At 66.7% G+C, this 15,596-nt stretch carries 15 protein-coding genes and 1 tRNA gene; 4 read left to right on the forward strand and 12 right to left on the reverse strand.

What is annotated here, in order from left to right; all coding sequences use genetic code 11:
* Nucleotides 1-2: 2 nt before the first annotated feature.
* The 8 genes from WC729_RS16990 to WC729_RS17025 all read right to left on the reverse strand — a co-directional run bounded on the left by WC729_RS16990 (nucleotide 3) and on the right by WC729_RS17025 (nucleotide 9,585).
* Nucleotides 3-842, reverse strand: a complete 840-nt coding sequence (locus tag WC729_RS16990; RefSeq protein ID WP_372854866.1) for an XrtA system polysaccharide deacetylase — start codon at nucleotides 840-842, stop codon at nucleotides 3-5.
* 6 nt (nucleotides 843-848) lie between these two features.
* Nucleotides 849-1,925, reverse strand: coding sequence for an XrtA/PEP-CTERM system-associated ATPase (locus WC729_RS16995; protein ID WP_372854868.1), 1,077 nt, complete (start codon nucleotides 1,923-1,925; stop codon nucleotides 849-851).
* A 41-nt stretch (nucleotides 1,926-1,966) separates the two neighbouring features.
* A complete protein-coding gene (locus WC729_RS17000) occupies nucleotides 1,967-3,571 on the reverse strand; it encodes a hypothetical protein (protein WP_372854870.1) in 1,605 nt (534 codons plus the stop codon).
* The gene (locus WC729_RS17005; RefSeq protein ID WP_372854872.1) at nucleotides 3,568-4,575 is read right to left on the reverse strand and encodes an AAA family ATPase; all 1,008 of its coding nucleotides are present in this window, start codon (nucleotides 4,573-4,575) and stop codon (nucleotides 3,568-3,570) included. Before WC729_RS17005 ends, WC729_RS17000 begins: the two co-directional genes overlap by 4 nt.
* On the reverse strand, nucleotides 4,572-6,077 hold the full coding sequence (locus WC729_RS17010; protein ID WP_372854874.1) for an XrtA system polysaccharide chain length determinant: 1,506 nt from the start codon (nucleotides 6,075-6,077) through the stop codon (nucleotides 4,572-4,574). The genes WC729_RS17005 and WC729_RS17010 overlap by 4 nt, the downstream gene beginning before the upstream one ends.
* A gap of 13 nt (nucleotides 6,078-6,090) precedes the next feature.
* Complete coding sequence (locus tag WC729_RS17015; RefSeq protein WP_372854876.1) at nucleotides 6,091-6,681, reverse strand: XrtA/PEP-CTERM system exopolysaccharide export protein; 591 nt, start codon at nucleotides 6,679-6,681, stop codon at nucleotides 6,091-6,093.
* A gap of 175 nt (nucleotides 6,682-6,856) precedes the next feature.
* On the reverse strand, nucleotides 6,857-8,080 hold the full coding sequence (locus WC729_RS17020) for a pyridoxal-dependent decarboxylase, exosortase A system-associated (RefSeq protein ID WP_372854878.1): 1,224 nt from the start codon (nucleotides 8,078-8,080) through the stop codon (nucleotides 6,857-6,859).
* On the reverse strand, nucleotides 8,077-9,585 hold the full coding sequence (locus WC729_RS17025; protein WP_372854880.1) for an acyl-CoA ligase (AMP-forming), exosortase A system-associated: 1,509 nt from the start codon (nucleotides 9,583-9,585) through the stop codon (nucleotides 8,077-8,079). The genes WC729_RS17020 and WC729_RS17025 overlap by 4 nt, the downstream gene beginning before the upstream one ends.
* Before the next feature lie 106 nt (nucleotides 9,586-9,691).
* Here WC729_RS17025 and WC729_RS17030 point away from each other — a divergent pair, with 106 nt between their 5' ends.
* From WC729_RS17030 to WC729_RS17040, 3 genes are read left to right on the forward strand one after another with little or no spacing between them, the layout of a single operon-like run.
* The gene (locus WC729_RS17030; protein ID WP_372854882.1) at nucleotides 9,692-9,964 is read left to right on the forward strand and encodes an acyl carrier protein; all 273 of its coding nucleotides are present in this window, start codon (nucleotides 9,692-9,694) and stop codon (nucleotides 9,962-9,964) included.
* A 10-nt stretch (nucleotides 9,965-9,974) separates the two neighbouring features.
* On the forward strand, nucleotides 9,975-10,658 hold the full coding sequence (locus tag WC729_RS17035; RefSeq protein ID WP_372854884.1) for a hypothetical protein: 684 nt from the start codon (nucleotides 9,975-9,977) through the stop codon (nucleotides 10,656-10,658).
* Nucleotides 10,646-11,428, forward strand: a complete 783-nt coding sequence (locus WC729_RS17040; RefSeq protein WP_372854886.1) for a hydrolase 1, exosortase A system-associated — start codon at nucleotides 10,646-10,648, stop codon at nucleotides 11,426-11,428. Before WC729_RS17035 ends, WC729_RS17040 begins: the two co-directional genes overlap by 13 nt.
* Nucleotides 11,429-11,866: 438 nt before the next feature.
* Here the strand turns inward: WC729_RS17040 and trxB are convergent, their stop codons facing one another.
* The 3 genes from trxB to WC729_RS17055 form a co-directional block, all read right to left on the reverse strand.
* Entirely contained in the window at nucleotides 11,867-12,832 is a 966-nt protein-coding gene (gene trxB, locus WC729_RS17045) for a thioredoxin-disulfide reductase (protein WP_372854888.1), read from the reverse strand.
* 106 nt (nucleotides 12,833-12,938) lie between these two features.
* Nucleotides 12,939-13,775 (reverse strand): S-formylglutathione hydrolase, encoded by an 837-nt coding sequence (fghA, locus tag WC729_RS17050; RefSeq protein ID WP_372854890.1) that lies wholly within the window; start codon nucleotides 13,773-13,775, stop codon nucleotides 12,939-12,941.
* The gene (locus WC729_RS17055; protein WP_372854892.1) at nucleotides 13,775-14,887 is read right to left on the reverse strand and encodes an S-(hydroxymethyl)glutathione dehydrogenase/class III alcohol dehydrogenase; all 1,113 of its coding nucleotides are present in this window, start codon (nucleotides 14,885-14,887) and stop codon (nucleotides 13,775-13,777) included. The genes fghA and WC729_RS17055 overlap by 1 nt, the downstream gene beginning before the upstream one ends.
* A 101-nt stretch (nucleotides 14,888-14,988) precedes the next feature.
* Here WC729_RS17055 and WC729_RS17060 point away from each other — a divergent pair, with 101 nt between their 5' ends.
* The gene (locus WC729_RS17060; RefSeq protein WP_372854894.1) at nucleotides 14,989-15,456 is read left to right on the forward strand and encodes an NUDIX domain-containing protein; all 468 of its coding nucleotides are present in this window, start codon (nucleotides 14,989-14,991) and stop codon (nucleotides 15,454-15,456) included.
* Nucleotides 15,457-15,489: 33 nt separating this feature from the next.
* Here WC729_RS17060 and WC729_RS17065 read toward each other — a convergent pair.
* Nucleotides 15,490-15,566 (reverse strand) — tRNA-Met (locus WC729_RS17065).
* Nucleotides 15,567-15,596: the final 30 nt, after the last annotated feature.

Genomic DNA, 15,596 nt, shown 5'->3' on the forward strand with positions numbered 1-15,596 from the left:
GTTCACGCCAGCCCCGCCCGCGCTTCGGCGACCACCGCGTCCATCCGCCCCCAGTCGTGCCGCCGGATCAGCCCGCGCAGCTTGCCCGCCATCGCGCCCAGCCGGCTGTAATGCCGGATCTTCGACTTGACCGGCGCATTCGCCACGCGCGGCTGGCCGGGATCGATCTCCCAGGGATGGAAATAGAACACCGCCGGATGCCCCTCGCCCGCAACCTGGCGGATCGCGTAATGGGTCAGCGCCGCCGGAAACAGCCGGAAGAACCCGCCCCCGGTCGCGAGCTTCCGCCCGCCGACATCGGCGATCGTCACCGGCACCTCGATCAGCTCGGCACCCGCCACCGGCCGGAAGGCGAAGCGCGGTGCCTCGGGCCAGCCATAATGGTCGTGCCGCACCGGTGCGACGCTTGATGAATAGGCATAGCCCTCTTCGGCCAGCACCGGGTGCGCCCAGGGCGTGCGCTTGTCGATCGAGAAGCTCGGCGCGCGATAGCCCGTCACCGCCACGCCGCCGGCATCCTCCAGCGTCTTGCGCGACCGCGCGAGATCCGCCCGGAACTGCGCCGCATCCATGGTGAAGACGCGCTGATGGTCCCAGCCATGGCTCGCCAGCTCATGCCCCTGCTCGACGATCCGCCGGATCAGCGCGGGATAGCGATGCGCCACCCAGCCGAGCGTGAAGAAGGTGCCCTTCACCCCGCTCTCGCCGAACAGCGCGAGCACGGCATCGGTGTTCCGCTCGACGCGCGGCGCGAGCGAATCCCAATCGGCCTTGTCGATCACCTTCTCGAAGGCGCCGACCTGGAACCAGTCCTCGACATCGACGGAAAGGGCGTTGCGCATGATGCGCTACCGGCTGACCGCGTGCACCGACGCGAGATCGGGACGCTGCTCGCCCTCGACCCAGTCGACCAGCAGGGTGAGCACCCGGCGCATCACAGCATCCTGGTCCTGCACGCGCGCTTCCAGCGCCGCCAGCCGCGCCATCAGCGCATCGTCGCGCACCGGCACTGGTTCAGGCGCGATCTCCTCGCGCACCGACCGGATCGACCGCGGCTCCTCGGCAACCGGCATCGGTGCCGGCTGAACGAAGGCGGCGGGCCTCCCCACCGGCGAATCCCCCGCGATATCGGCGATCACCGCCGTCACCGCGCGCGCGTCGATCGTGTCGATCTGCTCGATCGCGCCGAACAGCAGCACGCGCCCGGCAAGCTGGTTCAGCCGCCGCGGCACGCCGTCCGACCCCTTGTAGAGCGCCTGGAACGCATCGGGTGTGAAACGCGGTCGCCCGTTCCAGCCCACCACCTTGAGTCGGTGGACCATGTACGGCTCGACCTCTTCCGGTCCCATCGGATCGAGATGGTGCATCGCGATCACGCGCTGGCGCAGCTGCTCGAGCCGCTCCGATCCATGCAGCCGCTCGCGGAATTCGGGCTGGCCGAGCAGGAAGATCTGCAGCAGCGCATGGCCGCCCGCCTGGAAATTGGAGAGCATGCGCAGTTCTTCGAGCGCGGAGACCGGCAAGGCCTGCGCTTCGTCGACGATCAACAGAGTCCGCCGCCCGCTGCGCGCCATGGCATGCAGCCCGCGCTCGATCGCGGTCAGCAGCTGCGCCTTGGTCATGCCGGCGCTGTCGAGCTCGAGCCCGCCCGCCACCATGCGCAGCAGATCCTCAGCCTCGATCTGGGTGGAGACGATCTTGATGACGTGCAGCCGCTCGCGATCCACCGTCGCCATCAGATGGCCGACCAGGGTGGTCTTGCCCGCGCCGACATCGCCGGTGATGACGATGAACCCCTCGCCCTGGGCAAGCCCATAGCCGAGATAGGCCATCGCCTTGCGGTGCGTGGCCGTATCGAACCAGAAGCGCGGATCAGGCGTCAGCTGGAACGGCCGCCCGCTCAATCCGTAATGGTCGTCGTACATTGTCACCATCCTAACGCGCAGCAATGAAGCCGCTACGTGCTTCAGAATTGATAGCGCATCCCGAGCTGGGCCGATCCGGAAACCTGATCGTCCTCACCCTTCTGGCTGAATTGATAGACCCCGACAGAGGCGGTCGTCCCAACCCGGCCGAAATTATGATAATAAAGCCCGGTCGCCCCGGTCCCGAGCACGCCCGGCGTATTGCCGATGCCGCTCTGGAAATAATTGGCGAACACATTGCCGCTCACGCCCGAATTGCGATCGATCGCCGCCGAGACGAACGCCTGGCCGTAATAGCTCTCGTCGGTCACCCCGTTGATCGTGTAGCCCGTGCCGCCCGGCGCATAGAAGCGGCGATTGGCATAACCCGCACCGACACCGAACTGCAGCGGCCCGCGATTGGCGGTCATCACCGCGTCCACACCGCGCGCACGATAGCTCGAGCTGGTGATCGACTGGAAGATGCCGTTCAGGCATCCGCCCGGCGCGCCGCTCGACGCGCCATAGGTGCAGCCGCTGAATTGCTGGCCGAACGCGTCGCGCTGCTCAAGGAAGCTGGTCGGCAGGCTGGCAATGCCGTCGCGCAGCTGGCGCCCGAAGGTGTCGACGCTGTCGTACACGCCGATCTGGAAACCGATCGAGCGGCTCGCGGCATAGCTGAACGAGCCGGTATAGGTCATGCCGCCATAGCGCTTGCCGACCCGTGCCTGCAGCGTGGTGCGCGGCGACGGCCGCCAGATCACGCCGGCATCATAGATCAGCCCGTCGGTCTCATAGGCGATGCGCCGCGGCGAGGCGGGATCGGTCTTGAACCGCCCTGCCCCGTCGACCACTGGCTGGCCGGTGCCGTCGAGCAACGGATCCCGCTGGCTGACCTTGATCTTTTCGTACCCCGCACCCGCGGTCAGCGCGACCGTGGGCAGCACCGGCAGGACCACATCGCCCCGCGCGAACTTGCCTTCGTAGCGCTGGTCGAGCTGGCTCGCATCGTCGCGCTCGTACGCGCCGCTCACGGTGACGCCCACCGGCAGCACCGTACCCGCCTTCACCCCAACGCTCGCCTGCGCGACATGGCTCGTGGCGCTGTCGAACACGTCGAGCCGCTGGCTGCCAGGGGCGACGCCCGTCGCGCCCGGCGATTCCACCTTGGTGTAGCCGAACGTGTAGCTGGCATTGACGCTCGCCCGCCCGACATGAGTCGACAGGCTTGGCCCGACATAGGCTGAATAGACCTGGGAGATATTGTCGACATTGCCGGCGAGCACGCCGGGCGCCGCCCCGCGAATGTCGGAACGCGCCCGGGTGGCGAGCGCGCCACCCTGGACGCTGAAGCCAGGCGCAACGCTCACCGAGGCGCGCGCGAGGCCGCTATGGATATCGTCGTCGCCGACCTTCTTGTTCCAGGAAATGCGCCGCTCATAGCGATAGCTCACCTGAACCTGGGTGCGCTGGGTCTGGATCGAGGCGTCCACGCCGGCCGCGATCGTCGAATAGGTCAGCACGTCGCCCGATTGCAGATCGGCGGTCAGCACCTGGCCGAGCTCGATATAGGGCGCGATCGACTTGCTGCGCTGGCGGTCTTGCGCGGCGGCGGGCGTAACGAGCGTGGCGGTCAGCGCCACGCCGAGGATGATCGGGCGCATCATTTTGCGTCCTCCTGATCGTAATAGCTGCCGAAACGGCGGCCGCCGGGGACGAACGACACGGCGTTCAGGACGAGCTGGATATGGTCGCAGCCATCGAGCTGGGCGACCGCATCGCGCAGGTCGCTTTCGCTGGTGCGATCGGCCCGGACGACGAGCATCACCTGCCCGGCATGGCTGGCGAGCACCGAGGCGGGCGACGCGGCCAGCGCCGGCGGCGAATCGAAGATCACCAGCCGCTTCGGGTCGGCGGCGAGCAGATCGGCGACGATCTCCGCCGTGCGCCGGCTGGCGAGCAATTCGGTATCGGTGATCGATTTGGTCCCGGCCGGCAACAGGCTGAGCTGCGGGATGTCGGTGCGGATCACGCAGGCTTCGACATCGACCCGCGGATCGGCCAGCGCATCGAGCAGGCCCGGGCCGTCCTTCAGCCCCAGCCGGTTCATGACGTCGGGCTTGGCGAAATCGGCATCGACCAGCAGCACCTCGACATCGCGTTCGGCCGCCATCGAGATGGCGAGGTTGATCGCGCAGAAGGTCTTGCCGTCATTGGGTTTTGCCGAGCAGACCAGCACGGTCCGCGACCGGTCGCCATCGGTCTTCTTCACGATCCGCGCCGTCTGGAGCAGCTGGCGCTTCACCTGGCGGAATTCCTCGACCAGCGCGCCGATCGGTGCGCCGGGCACGAGCAGCCCCTTCTCGGCAAGCATCGCGCGGTCGATGGCGACGCCCCGTCCGGGCGCGGCCTGCACGGCGCGTGCGCGCGGAGCCGGCGCCTCTTCGATCCTTTCCTCGCGGGCCGGTGGAAGGGGTGCTTCGTCGCGCAAGGTCAGCGCGGGCGCTTCCTCATATACGGGTGCTTCCTCATATACGGGTGCAGGGGCAGGCTTCGGCTCGGGCCGAACCGGTTCCTGCTGCGCCGGGCGCAGATGCGTGCCGAAGTCATAGACCTGGGCGGCACGCTCGAGCAGCGATCCGGCCGGTTTGCGGGGAGTCATGTCGTTCATGCCGCCAGCCCCCGTTGCAACATCTCGACCCCGAGCAGCGCGACATAGGCGACTGCCAGCGCCCCGGCACCGCCGCCGAAAAAGACCATCTTGCGCCGCCGCGACGCGATCTGCGCCCGGGTCACCATTTCGCCGATCGACCCGATCACCGGCATGCCGGTGGCACGCTCGAGCCGTCCGGCCGTGGCGAACGTCGTCTGCAGCTGCCCCATCGCGAAGGCCGCACCGATGCCGCCGAAGATGCCGGCCAGCAGCGCGCCAGTCAGCAGCAGCGGGCGGTTCGGCGACGTCGGCACGCGCGGCGCGGACGGCGGATCGATCACGCTGAACTTGATCGCGTCGGTCTGGGTCTGGGCCTGGCCGCGCAGCTTGATCGACTCGCGGTCGGCCAGCAGCTTGGAATATTGGTCCTTGAGCACCTGATAATTATTCTCGATCTCGGATTGCTCGGCGGCAACCGCCGGGTCGCCCGCCAGCTTCGAATTGATTTGCTCGAGATCGGACTGGAGCTGGTTCTTGCGCATGGTCAGCGCGGCGACCGTCGCCTGCTTGTCCGCCTGCATCGACTTCAGCGACAGGTAGAGCGGGTTGTTCGCCCCGCCGCCCGCGCCAAGCGGCTCGTTGCGCGCAGCGGCCTGTGCCGCAGCGAGCTGATTGCGCAGGGCGACGACATCGGGATGATTCTCGGTATAGCCGCGGGCCCGTGCTTCGCCGAGCTGGCCCTGGATCGCCGCAAGCCGCGCCCGGGCCGGCCCGCTGGTCGGGCCTGCGCCGGCGACGGACTGCGGCGTACCGGCCATCTGGCCGCTCAGCGCGGCAAGGCTGGACTGGGCGGCGGCGAGGTCGCTGTCGATCTGCGACATCTGGCTGCGCACCGTCCCCATGCGGTCGGTCAGCGATCCGGTGCCGGGCAGTGAGCCCAGATAGCGGTTCTGGAAATCGGCGCGTTTGGCCTCGGCCTCCTGAAGCTGCTTCTGGCGCTGTTCGAGCTGCGAATCGAGAAAACCGAGCGACTGGGTCGTCTCGTCGCGATCACCGGCGAGATTCTGTTCGACGAACAGGTCGATCAGCTTCTGCACGATCTGGCGCGCGACCTTGGGGCTCGATCCCGTCACGACGATCTCGAACAGATTGTCCTGCTGCGCGGTGATCTTGATCGCCTTTTGCAGGCCCGCTGCCCGGTCGAGGACTTCGCTGTCGCTCGACACGGTGTTCGCCAGGTCGGTGCCGCGCACGACCTTTTGCAGGTTCACGGCCGACGTCAGCGTCTGGCGGATCGTGTCCACATCCTTCTGCTGATCGGCGGCGGAGATGCCGACCGCATTCGGCAGGATGCGCTGCATCTGCACGAAGACACGCGCCCGCGATTCATAGCTGTTGGGGATCTGCGAGACGAGCAGCCAGCCGACCACCGCGATCGCCCAGGCGACCGCAAGCGCCAGCCAGCGCCGCGTCCAGATCGCGTGGAGCGCGACCCTGATCTCGTCGTAAAGGCCGTTCATCCCCCCGGCCCTCTCAGAACATGCTCTCGGGGATGATGATCACGTCGCCCGGCTCCAGCCGCACGTTCGCGCTCGAATCCCCGTTCTTGAGCAGGCTCGACAGCTTGATGTTGTATTCCACCTGCTTGCCGGTGTTGCGGTCGTAACGGACCAGCTTGGCGCGGTTGCCCGCGGCATATTGGCTGAGGCCGCCGACCGAGATCATCGCGTCGAGCAGGGTCATGTTGGCGCGATACGGGATCGACGCCGGCTTCTCGGTCGCACCGACGATGCGGACCTGCTGGCTGAACGTGCCCGAGAAATTCTCGACGATGACCGAGACGATCGGATCCTTGATATATTCGCCCAGCGCGATCTTCATGTCGTCGGCGAGCATCGCGGGCGTCTTGCCGACCGCCGGCATGTCGCTGACCAGCGGCGTGGTGATCCGGCCGTCGGGGCGCACCTGCACCTTCGCCGACAGCTCGGGGTTGCGCCACACGAAGATGTTGAGCTGGTCGAGCGGGCCGATGATATATTCTTCGCCCGGCTGTTCCTGCGACGCCACGAAGCTCGCCGGCGGCAGATCGGAACGCCCGCCACCACCCATGCAGCCGTTAAGCATAAGGGCGGCGGAGGCTGCGATAGCCAAACCATTGAAACGAGACGAAAAACCCATTGCGAGAACCTCCCGCCGTCTATCTTCGCCGGTGACGTCAGTCCGGCAAAGTTCACGGCAATGGTCCCGCTATGGGGCGGAAGAGGTGAAGATTGCGTTAGTAATGGGCCCGGGGCCCGGCCTAACCGGCGAGAATCTGGGCCGGAAGGGCATGTCCGAGGAAGGCTGCAGGGCTCGCCGACAGGCCATAAGCCCCGGCCATGAAGACAGCGATAACGTCTCCAGGGTGAGCCTCGGGGAGTGACACACGGTCCGCCAGCCGGTCGAGCGGCGTGCAGAGGCACCCGACCACGCTAACCGTCTCGACGGGCGCGTCTTTCTGGGCGGTGGCAACTGCGACCGGATAATTCCGTTTCACAACCGTTCCAAAGTTTCCGGAAGCCGCAAGCTGGTGGTGAAGCCCGCCATCCACCACCAGGAACGCTTCGCCCCGGCTCTCCTTCCGGTCGATCACCCGCGTCAGGTACACGCCCGCCTCGCCGACCAGCCAGCGCCCCAGCTCGATCGCGAAGCGCGCACCCTTCAGCGAGTCCGGCAGTGACGTCATGCGCTCGCTCAGCGCCGCGCCGATCGCTTCCACGTCGATCGGCTCCTCGCCCGGGAAATAGGGAATGCCGAACCCGCCGCCGAGATTGACCAATGGCGGCGTGACGCCAACCTCGTCCGCCAGCCGGCCGGCCAGCGCCAGCGTCTCGGCCTGGGTCTCGATGATCGCCTGGGGATCAAGTGCCTGGGATCCGGCGAAGATATGAAAGCCGCGCCAGTCCGCCCCGGCCGCGATCACCTGCTTCGCCAGCGCCCCCGCCCGATCGGAATCCACGCCGAAGGGAGAGGCCCTGCCCCCCATGCGCATGCCCGATCCGCGCAGTTCGATCTCGGGATTGACCCGCACGGCAAGCCGCGGCGTGACGCCAAGCCGCTCCGCCGCCACCAGCGCGCGCTTCGCCTCGCCCTCGGATTCCAGGTTGAGCGTCACGCCTGCCTCGACCGCCGCCGCGATCTCGTCGTCGCGCTTGCCCGGTCCGGCAAAGCTGATCGCACTGCCCGGCTTCGCCGCCAGCGCCAGCGCCATTTCGCCCTTCGAGGCGATGTCCAGACCGTCGACCAGCGGCGCCATGGCGGCAATCAGCGGCGCGAACGGGTTGGCCTTGATCGCATAATGCACATCGATCCCCGCCGGCATCGCCGCGCGCAGCCGCGCGATCCGGGCGGTCACCATGCCGGCTTCATAGACGAACAGCGGCGTGTCGCCGGCCACCTGGATCCATTGCTCAGCCGTCTTGCCCGCGATGATCAGCGGCCCGTCGCCACGGAATTCCGCCGGTATCGAACCCATCGGCTTCATGACGTCATCTCCGCCTTCAGGGCTGCGCGATCGAGCTTACCATTGGCATTCCTGGGCAATCCATCCCGCCACTCATACCGCGAGGGCTGCATGAAGCTCGGCAATTCGCGCCGCAGACGCTCCCTCAATCCCGCTTCCGCCGTGCCCGCATCAACGCTCGCCCGCGCCACCACCACGATCGCCTGGCCGAGCCGGGCATCGGGCACGCCGATCGCAACCGCCTCGACGGCCTCCCCGCCCGACAGCACGGCTTCCTCCACCTCGGTGGGGCTGATCCGGTTGCCCGCGCTCTTGATCATCTCGTCGTCGCGCCCGACGAAACGAAACAGGCCGTCCTCACCCTCGATCACCGTATCGCCCGACCAGACCGCCGTGCCGCCATGCTCGGCCCAGCCCGGCGCGGACCGGAAGCGCAGCGCCGTCCGTTCGGCATCGTGCCAATAGCCCTGCGCGACCAGCGGGCCGGCATGGACCAGCTCGCCCGGCTCGCCCGGCGCGGCGCGCGATCCGTCGGCCCGTACCGCCATCACCTCGGCGAAAGGGATCGCCCGCCCGATCGCCTCGGGATGCGCATCGACCAACTCGGGCGCCAGATAGGTCGAACGGAACGCCTCGGTCAGCCCGTACATCGGATAGAGATCGGCCTGCGCGAAACGCTGCCGCAACGCCCGGATCATGCCCGGCGTCAGCGCGCCGCCTGAATTGGTCAGCCGCTTCAGCCGCGCCGCGGTCTCCACCGGCCATTCGGCCTCGAGCAATTGCACCCAGAGCGGCGGCACGCCCGCGAGTGTCGTCGCTTCGACCCGATCGACTGCCTTGATGACGTCACGCGCGGTCAGATAGTCGAGCGGCGCCACCGACGCCCCCGCCGCCCAGGTCGAGAAGAGCTGGTTCTGGCCATAGTCGAAGCTCAGCGGCAGCACGCCGAGCACCCGGTCGGCCGGCAAGAGTTTCAGATAATGCCCCACCGAGATCGCGCCGAGCCACAGATTGGCATGGCTGAGCATCACGCCCTTTGGCCGTCCCGTGGAGCCTGAGGTGTAGAGGATCGCCGCCAGCACATCGGTATCGGCCGAGGACGGCGGCATGACGTCATCGCTGACCGCCTCGTCCTCCAGCGCCAGCCTGCACCCGGCGGGAACGTCGCCCGCCTCCAGCGAGGAAGCCCGCGCCGCCTGAGTCACCAGCCGGTCGGCGCCGCTGTCGGCCAGGATATGCGCCACCTGCGCCCGCTTGAGCACGGGATTGATCGGCACGTGGATCAGGCCCGCCCGCGGCGCGGCCATCGGCAATACGCAAGCGAGGCGCGTCTTGGGCAGCCAGGACGCCACGCGAGCGCCCGGCGTCAGCCCCTGTCCGGCCAGCCACGCCGCCACCGCGCCCGTCAAGACCTCGAGTTCGGCAAAATCCAGATGCCCCGCACGATCGACCAGCGCCACGTTGCCCGGGCTCCCGCGCAACGGCAGGGTGTCGATGGGCTGCGGCACAGGATCGAGCGGGATCATATGCCCTGATACGCACCGTGCACGCACGCTGCCAAGGCCCGCACTTGGCATCCTACCGCCCATTCTCTAACGGCGGAGCCAACAGGGGATAAAACCGGGGTACGCAGTGCTTCCTGACGACAATGCCGAAATCGATGCCGCGGTCCGCGCGGTGCTCCGCGATGTGCTTGGGCTGAGCGAGGAGCGCGTCGGCGCCTTCCGCAGCGAGACGCCGCTGTTCGGCGCCCTGCCGGAACTCGATTCCATGGCCGTGGCGGGCATGTTGACCGAATTGGAGGAACGCCTCGGCATCCTGATCGAGGATGACGAGGTCGATGGCGAGATGCTGGAGACCTTCGGCGCGCTGGTCCGCTTCGCCGCCGCCAAGGCAAACCAATGAAAGTCACGCCTTGAACGACCATTACGACTGGCCCGGCGGGCGCGAGGCGATGCTGCGCTTCGGCCCCGCCACTGGCCCGGTCGTGATCGCGGCGATGCCGCTGTTCGAGGAAGCCAACCGCACCCGCGCCTTTATCGTCACCATCCTGCGGGCGCTGGCCGATCGCGGTATCGCCAGCGCGCTGCCGGATCTGCCGGGCACGGGTGAAAGTCTTATCGAGACTGAGAATACTTCTTTAAATGACTGGAACACAGCACTTTCGTCACTAACGGAAATTATTGGAGCAGAACGTAGCGTCCACGGCATCGCCATCCGGGGCGGCGCGCTTATCGACGCTCCCTTCGCCAGCCGCTGGCACTTCGCCCCGGTTCCCGGCGAGAGTCTGGTCCGCGATCTGCTGCGTACGCGTCTCGCTGGCAAGGACAGCGCCGACGACGCGATCGAACTGTCCGGCCCACCCGTCGAGCTTGCCGGCAACCGTCTCTCGCGCACCCTTCTCGCTCAACTCAAAGCAACCGTACCGGTCGGCACCGCGCCCCTGCGCACCGTCCGTCTGGACAGCGACACCCAGCCCGCCGATCACCACGTCCCGGGTTCGCCTCTCTGGCGCCGTAGCGAGCCGGACAATGACCTGGTCCTTGCCCGGCTCCTCGCCGACGACATCGCCGCCTGGATCGCAACATGCGGCGCCTGATCACCTTTCCCTGTGCCGGCGATCGGCTGGCCGGTACGCTGGATGAAGGCGGCAATTCGACTGGCCTGCTGATCGTCTCCGGCGGCAACGAGATAAGGATCGGCGCGCACCGCGGCATGGCGCTGCTGGCGGCACGGCTCGCTGCATCGGGCACGCCGGTCCTCCGCTACGATCGCCGCGGCATCGGCGATTCCACCGGCCAGAACCACGGCTTCCTCAACTCCGCCTCCGACATCGCCGCTGCCGCCGCGACCTTCGTCGCCGAAACCGGCGTGCGCCGCCTTATCGCCTTCGGCAATTGCGACGCCGCGACGGCGCTTGCCCTGTTCCACGGCGTCGCCGGCGTCGATGCGCTGGTCCTCGCCAACCCCTGGGTGATCGAGGACAAGGACGACCTCCCCGCCGCCGCCGCGATCCGCGCGCGCTACGCCGAAAAGCTCCGCAATCCCAAAGAAGTGCTGCGCCTGCTGCGCGGCGGCGTGAATATCAGTAAGGTTTTCGGTGGTTTACGCAAGATATCTGCCGCGGCACCTCCAGCGCCCGACGGCCTGGCCACCCGCCTGTTCGACGCGCTGGCGGCAAGCACCATCCCGGTCACGATCCTGCTGGCCCGGCGCGACAACACCGCCATCGCCTTCCGCAAGCATTGGGAAGCGGCCCCGCTCGCCCATGTCACGCTGCGGGAATACGACACCGACAGCCACAGCTTCGCCACCCAGGCCGACAAGCAATGGTTGTTCGAGCAGATAGAGGCTGCATTGGCGGGTTAGAGCTGTACTTCTCCTCCCGTCACCCCGGACTTGTTCCGGGGTCCACCGTGCCGCGAACCGATTGGCCGATGAGTGCCGGGAACGGTGGATGCCGGAACAAGTCCCGCATGACGTCTTGAAAGCCCAACGCCTGCCTGATTCAATTCTCGCAAGCTTACGCTAGCTTCCCCACCGCCCGGACCGCCAATCGCACCCGGCAACGCTCTTTGACATGACTGGAATGTTGGACGCTCGAAGCGCGCTTTTTCAGCGATAACAGCGGTATTTTTCCGCTGTTATCGACGCATTTTACCGCTGTTATGCATAACAGCGGTAAAGCCGTTCAAGCCACTGAAACGGCACAGGATTTCCGGCCGCAAAATCCAACATAACAGCGGAAGAAAAAATATACCGACGAAACAGCGGAAAAGTTGGAGAATCGCGCCTGCCTCGCGGCGGTCACTCAGCCGCTTCGGCAACCTCGAAATCGGCCTCGGCAAGGAAGCGCTCGGCATCCAGCGCCGCCATGCACCCCGTCCCCGCTGCCGTCACGGCCTGGCGATAGACCTTGTCCATCACGTCGCCGCACGCGAACACGCCCGGCACGCTCGTCTTGGTCGAGCCGGTCTGGACCTTGATATAATGGTCGCTGTCGAGTTCAAGATGCCCGCGGAACAGCTCGGTCGCCGGATGATGGCCGATCGCGACGAAGCCGCCCTCAACGTCGAGCCGCGACTTCTCGCCCGTGACGGTATCGACCAGGTCGAGCGCGACCAGCCCGGCGGTGCCGCCGCCGTCGACAAAGGTCTCGACTTCCTTGTTCCACAGCACCGTGACGTTCTTGTGCGCGAACAGCCGGTCCTGGAGGATCTTCTCGGCGCGGAACGAGTCCCGGCGGTGGATCAAGGTGACGTCATCGCTGTGGTTGGTCAGGTAGAGCGCTTCCTCGACCGCGGTGTTGCCGCCGCCGATCACCGCGATCTTCTTGCCGCGGAAGAAGAAGCCGTCGCAGGTCGCGCAGGCGCTGACGCCCTTGCCCTTCAGCGCTTCCTCGCTGTCGAGCCCGAGCCACTTGGCCTGAGCGCCGGTCGCGATGACCAGCACGTCGCCCTCGTACACATCGCCGCTGTCGCCGATCAGCCGGAACGGGCGCCGCGACAGGTCGATCTCGACGACCGTGTCCCACATCATCCGCGTGCCGACATGCTCGGCCTGGGCCTGCATCTGCTCCATCAGCCACGGGCCCTGGATCACGTCCTTGAAGCCGGGATAGTTCTCGACGTCCGTCGTGGTCATCAGTTGCCCGCCGGGCTGGATGCCCTGGACGACGATCGGTGCCAGGCCGGCGCGCGCGCCGTAGATGGCAGCGGAAAGGCCGGCCGGGCCGGAGCCGAGGATGAGCATGCGGGTCGTGTGGGTGGTCATGGAGTCGTCCGTGATGAGATGAGCGCATCTAGGGGCGATGCGGGCTGGCTGGCAACATGGCGTCGGTGTCCCGCCGGCGGAATGGCCGGAGGGCGCAGTTTTGCTTTCAGGCCTTCAACCGCGCGGCATGCCAGGCGACGTGATCGGCCATGAAGGTCGAGATGAAATAATAGCTGTGATCATACCCCGGCTGCATCCGCAGGGTCAGGTCGATCCCGGCCTTGGCGCACGCCTCGCGCAGCAACTCGGGCTTGAGTTGCTCTGCGAGGAAACTGTCCGCATCTCCCTGATCGACAAGGATTTCTGGCATGCGAAAACCATCGGCGATCAAGGCGCAGGCATCATAGGTCCGCCAGTCCTCACGGTCGCCGCCGACATAACCGGTCAGCGCCTTCTCGCCCCAGGGGCAATGCAGCGGCGACACGATCGGCGCGAAGGCGGACACGCTTTTGAACCGCCCCTGATTGCGCAGCGCGATGGTCAGCGCGCCATGCCCGCCCATCGAATGGCCGGTGATCCCCTGCCGCGCCATGTCGGCCATCGGGAACTGCCCCGCGATCAGCGCGGGCAGTTCGTCCTCGATATAGCTGCGCATACGGAAATTCGCCGCCCAGGGCTCCTCGGTCGCATCGACATAAAAGCCGGCGCCCTTGCCGAAGTCATAGGCCTCGTCATCGGGCACCTCCTCCCCCCGCGGCGACGTGTCGGGCGCGATGAAGACCACGCCATGCTCGGCACAGGCAGCGCGATACTCGCCCTTCTCGGTGACATTGGCATGCGTGCAGGTCAGCCCCGACAGATACCAGAGCACCGGCAGCTGCGCGCCCGGCTCATGCTCGGGTACGAACACCGCAAAAGTCATCGGCGTGCCCGTCACGGTGGACGAGTGCCGATAAACGCCCTGCACGCCGCCATGGGCCTTGTTGGTGCTGACCGTCTCCATCAGTAGACCACGACGCTGCGGATGCTTTCGCCGGCATGCATCAGGTCGAAGCCCTTGTTGATCTCCTCCAGGCTGAGGACATGGGTGATCATCGGGTCGATCTCGATCTTGCCGTTCATGTACCAGTCGACGATCTTCGGCACGTCGGTCCGGCCCTTGGCGCCGCCGAACGCGGTCCCGCGCCAGTTGCGGCCGGTGACGAGCTGGAACGGCCGCGTGCTGATCTCCTTGCCCGCTTCCGCCACGCCGATGATGATGCTGGTGCCCCAGCCGCGATGGCACGCCTCGAGCGCGGTGCGCATGACTTCGGTGTTGCCGGTGCAGTCGAAGGTGAAGTCAGCGCCGCCATCGGTCAGCGCGAGGATCGCCGCGATGGTGTCCTCGCGCGACTTGCCGCGCGCGTCGATGAAGTCGGTCATGCCGAACCGGCGGCCCCATTCCTCGCGATCGGGGTTGATGTCGACGCCGATGATCTTGTTGGCGCCCGCCATCCGCGCGCCCTGCAGCACGTTGAGGCCGATGCCACCGAGCCCGAACACGACGATGTTCTCGCCAACCTGTACCTTGGCGGTGTTTACGACCGCGCCCACGCCCGTGGTCACGCCGCAGCCGATGTAACAGCTCGTCTTGAACGGCGCGTCCTCGCGGATCTTCGCCACCGCGATCTCGGGCAGAACGGTGAAGTTGGAGAAGGTCGAGCAGCCCATATAGTGGAAAATGGTCTGACCCTTGTAGCTGAAGCGCGACGTACCGTCGGGCATCAAGCCCTTGCCCTGGGTCGCGCGGATCGCGGTGCAGAGGTTGGTCTTGCCGCTCAGGCACGACTTACACTGGCGGCATTCCGGCGTGTAGAGCGGGATGACATGGTCGCCCGGCTTCACGCTGGTCACACCGAGCCCGACCTCGCGCACGATGCCGGCGCCCTCATGGCCGAGCACGCTCGGGAACAGCCCTTCCGAATCGAGCCCGTCCAGCGTGTAGGCATCGGTGTGGCAGATGCCCGTCGCCATGATCTCGACCAGCACTTCGCCGGCCTTAGGGCCTTCGAGGTCGAGTTCGACGATCTCAAGCGGCTTCTTCGCCTCGAATGCTACGGCTGCGCGGGTCTTCATGGGCATCTCCTCGATTGAGGCTCCGCTAGCCCAATTGGACGGACCGGAAAAGGCGGAGAAGGGAGATTGCTTCCACCGCGCCAAGGCACCATGCCCTGACCATGGCGCTCCACACCCTCTATCGGAAGACGATGCGGGTACTGGTCGGCTGTGTGCAATTCGGGCGGCACCACCTCTGGTCGCTCACCAGGCCGGACGTCGAGGGTGCCCATGCGATCGCGCTCACGCCAGCGGACCGAATCATCCTGGTGAAGCTCAGCTACGCCCAAGGCTGGCACCTCCCGGGCGGCGGCCGCAAGGCCGGTGAAAGCGCTGAACAGAACGTGCTGCGCGAGCTGCGGGAAGAGATCGGCATGACAGCGCACGACGCACCGACACTGGCCTTCGAGGTGGACGAACAACTCGACAATCGCCGCGACCTCGCCTCGGTCTTCCTCGTGCGCGACGTGGTCTATCGCCCGAACCGCTGGTCGATCGAGATCGAGCGGGTCATCGAGGCCGACCCTGACGATCTGCCGGCCGACATCTCCCGGAGAGCGCGGCGCTGGATCGATTCGGTCAGTCTATGAGGATCGCGAATGGCAGGTGGGCCCACTACGATTTGGTAGCGGAGGAGGGACTTGAACCCCCGACCCCAGGATTATGATTCCCGTGCTCTAACCAGCTGAGCTACTCCGCCCCAGCCATTCGAGAGCGGCGCCTATAGGAG

Origin of the sequence: Sphingomonas sp. (assembly GCF_041661825.1) — a bacterium.
Taxonomy (GTDB): Bacteria; Pseudomonadota; Alphaproteobacteria; order Sphingomonadales; family Sphingomonadaceae; genus Sphingomonas.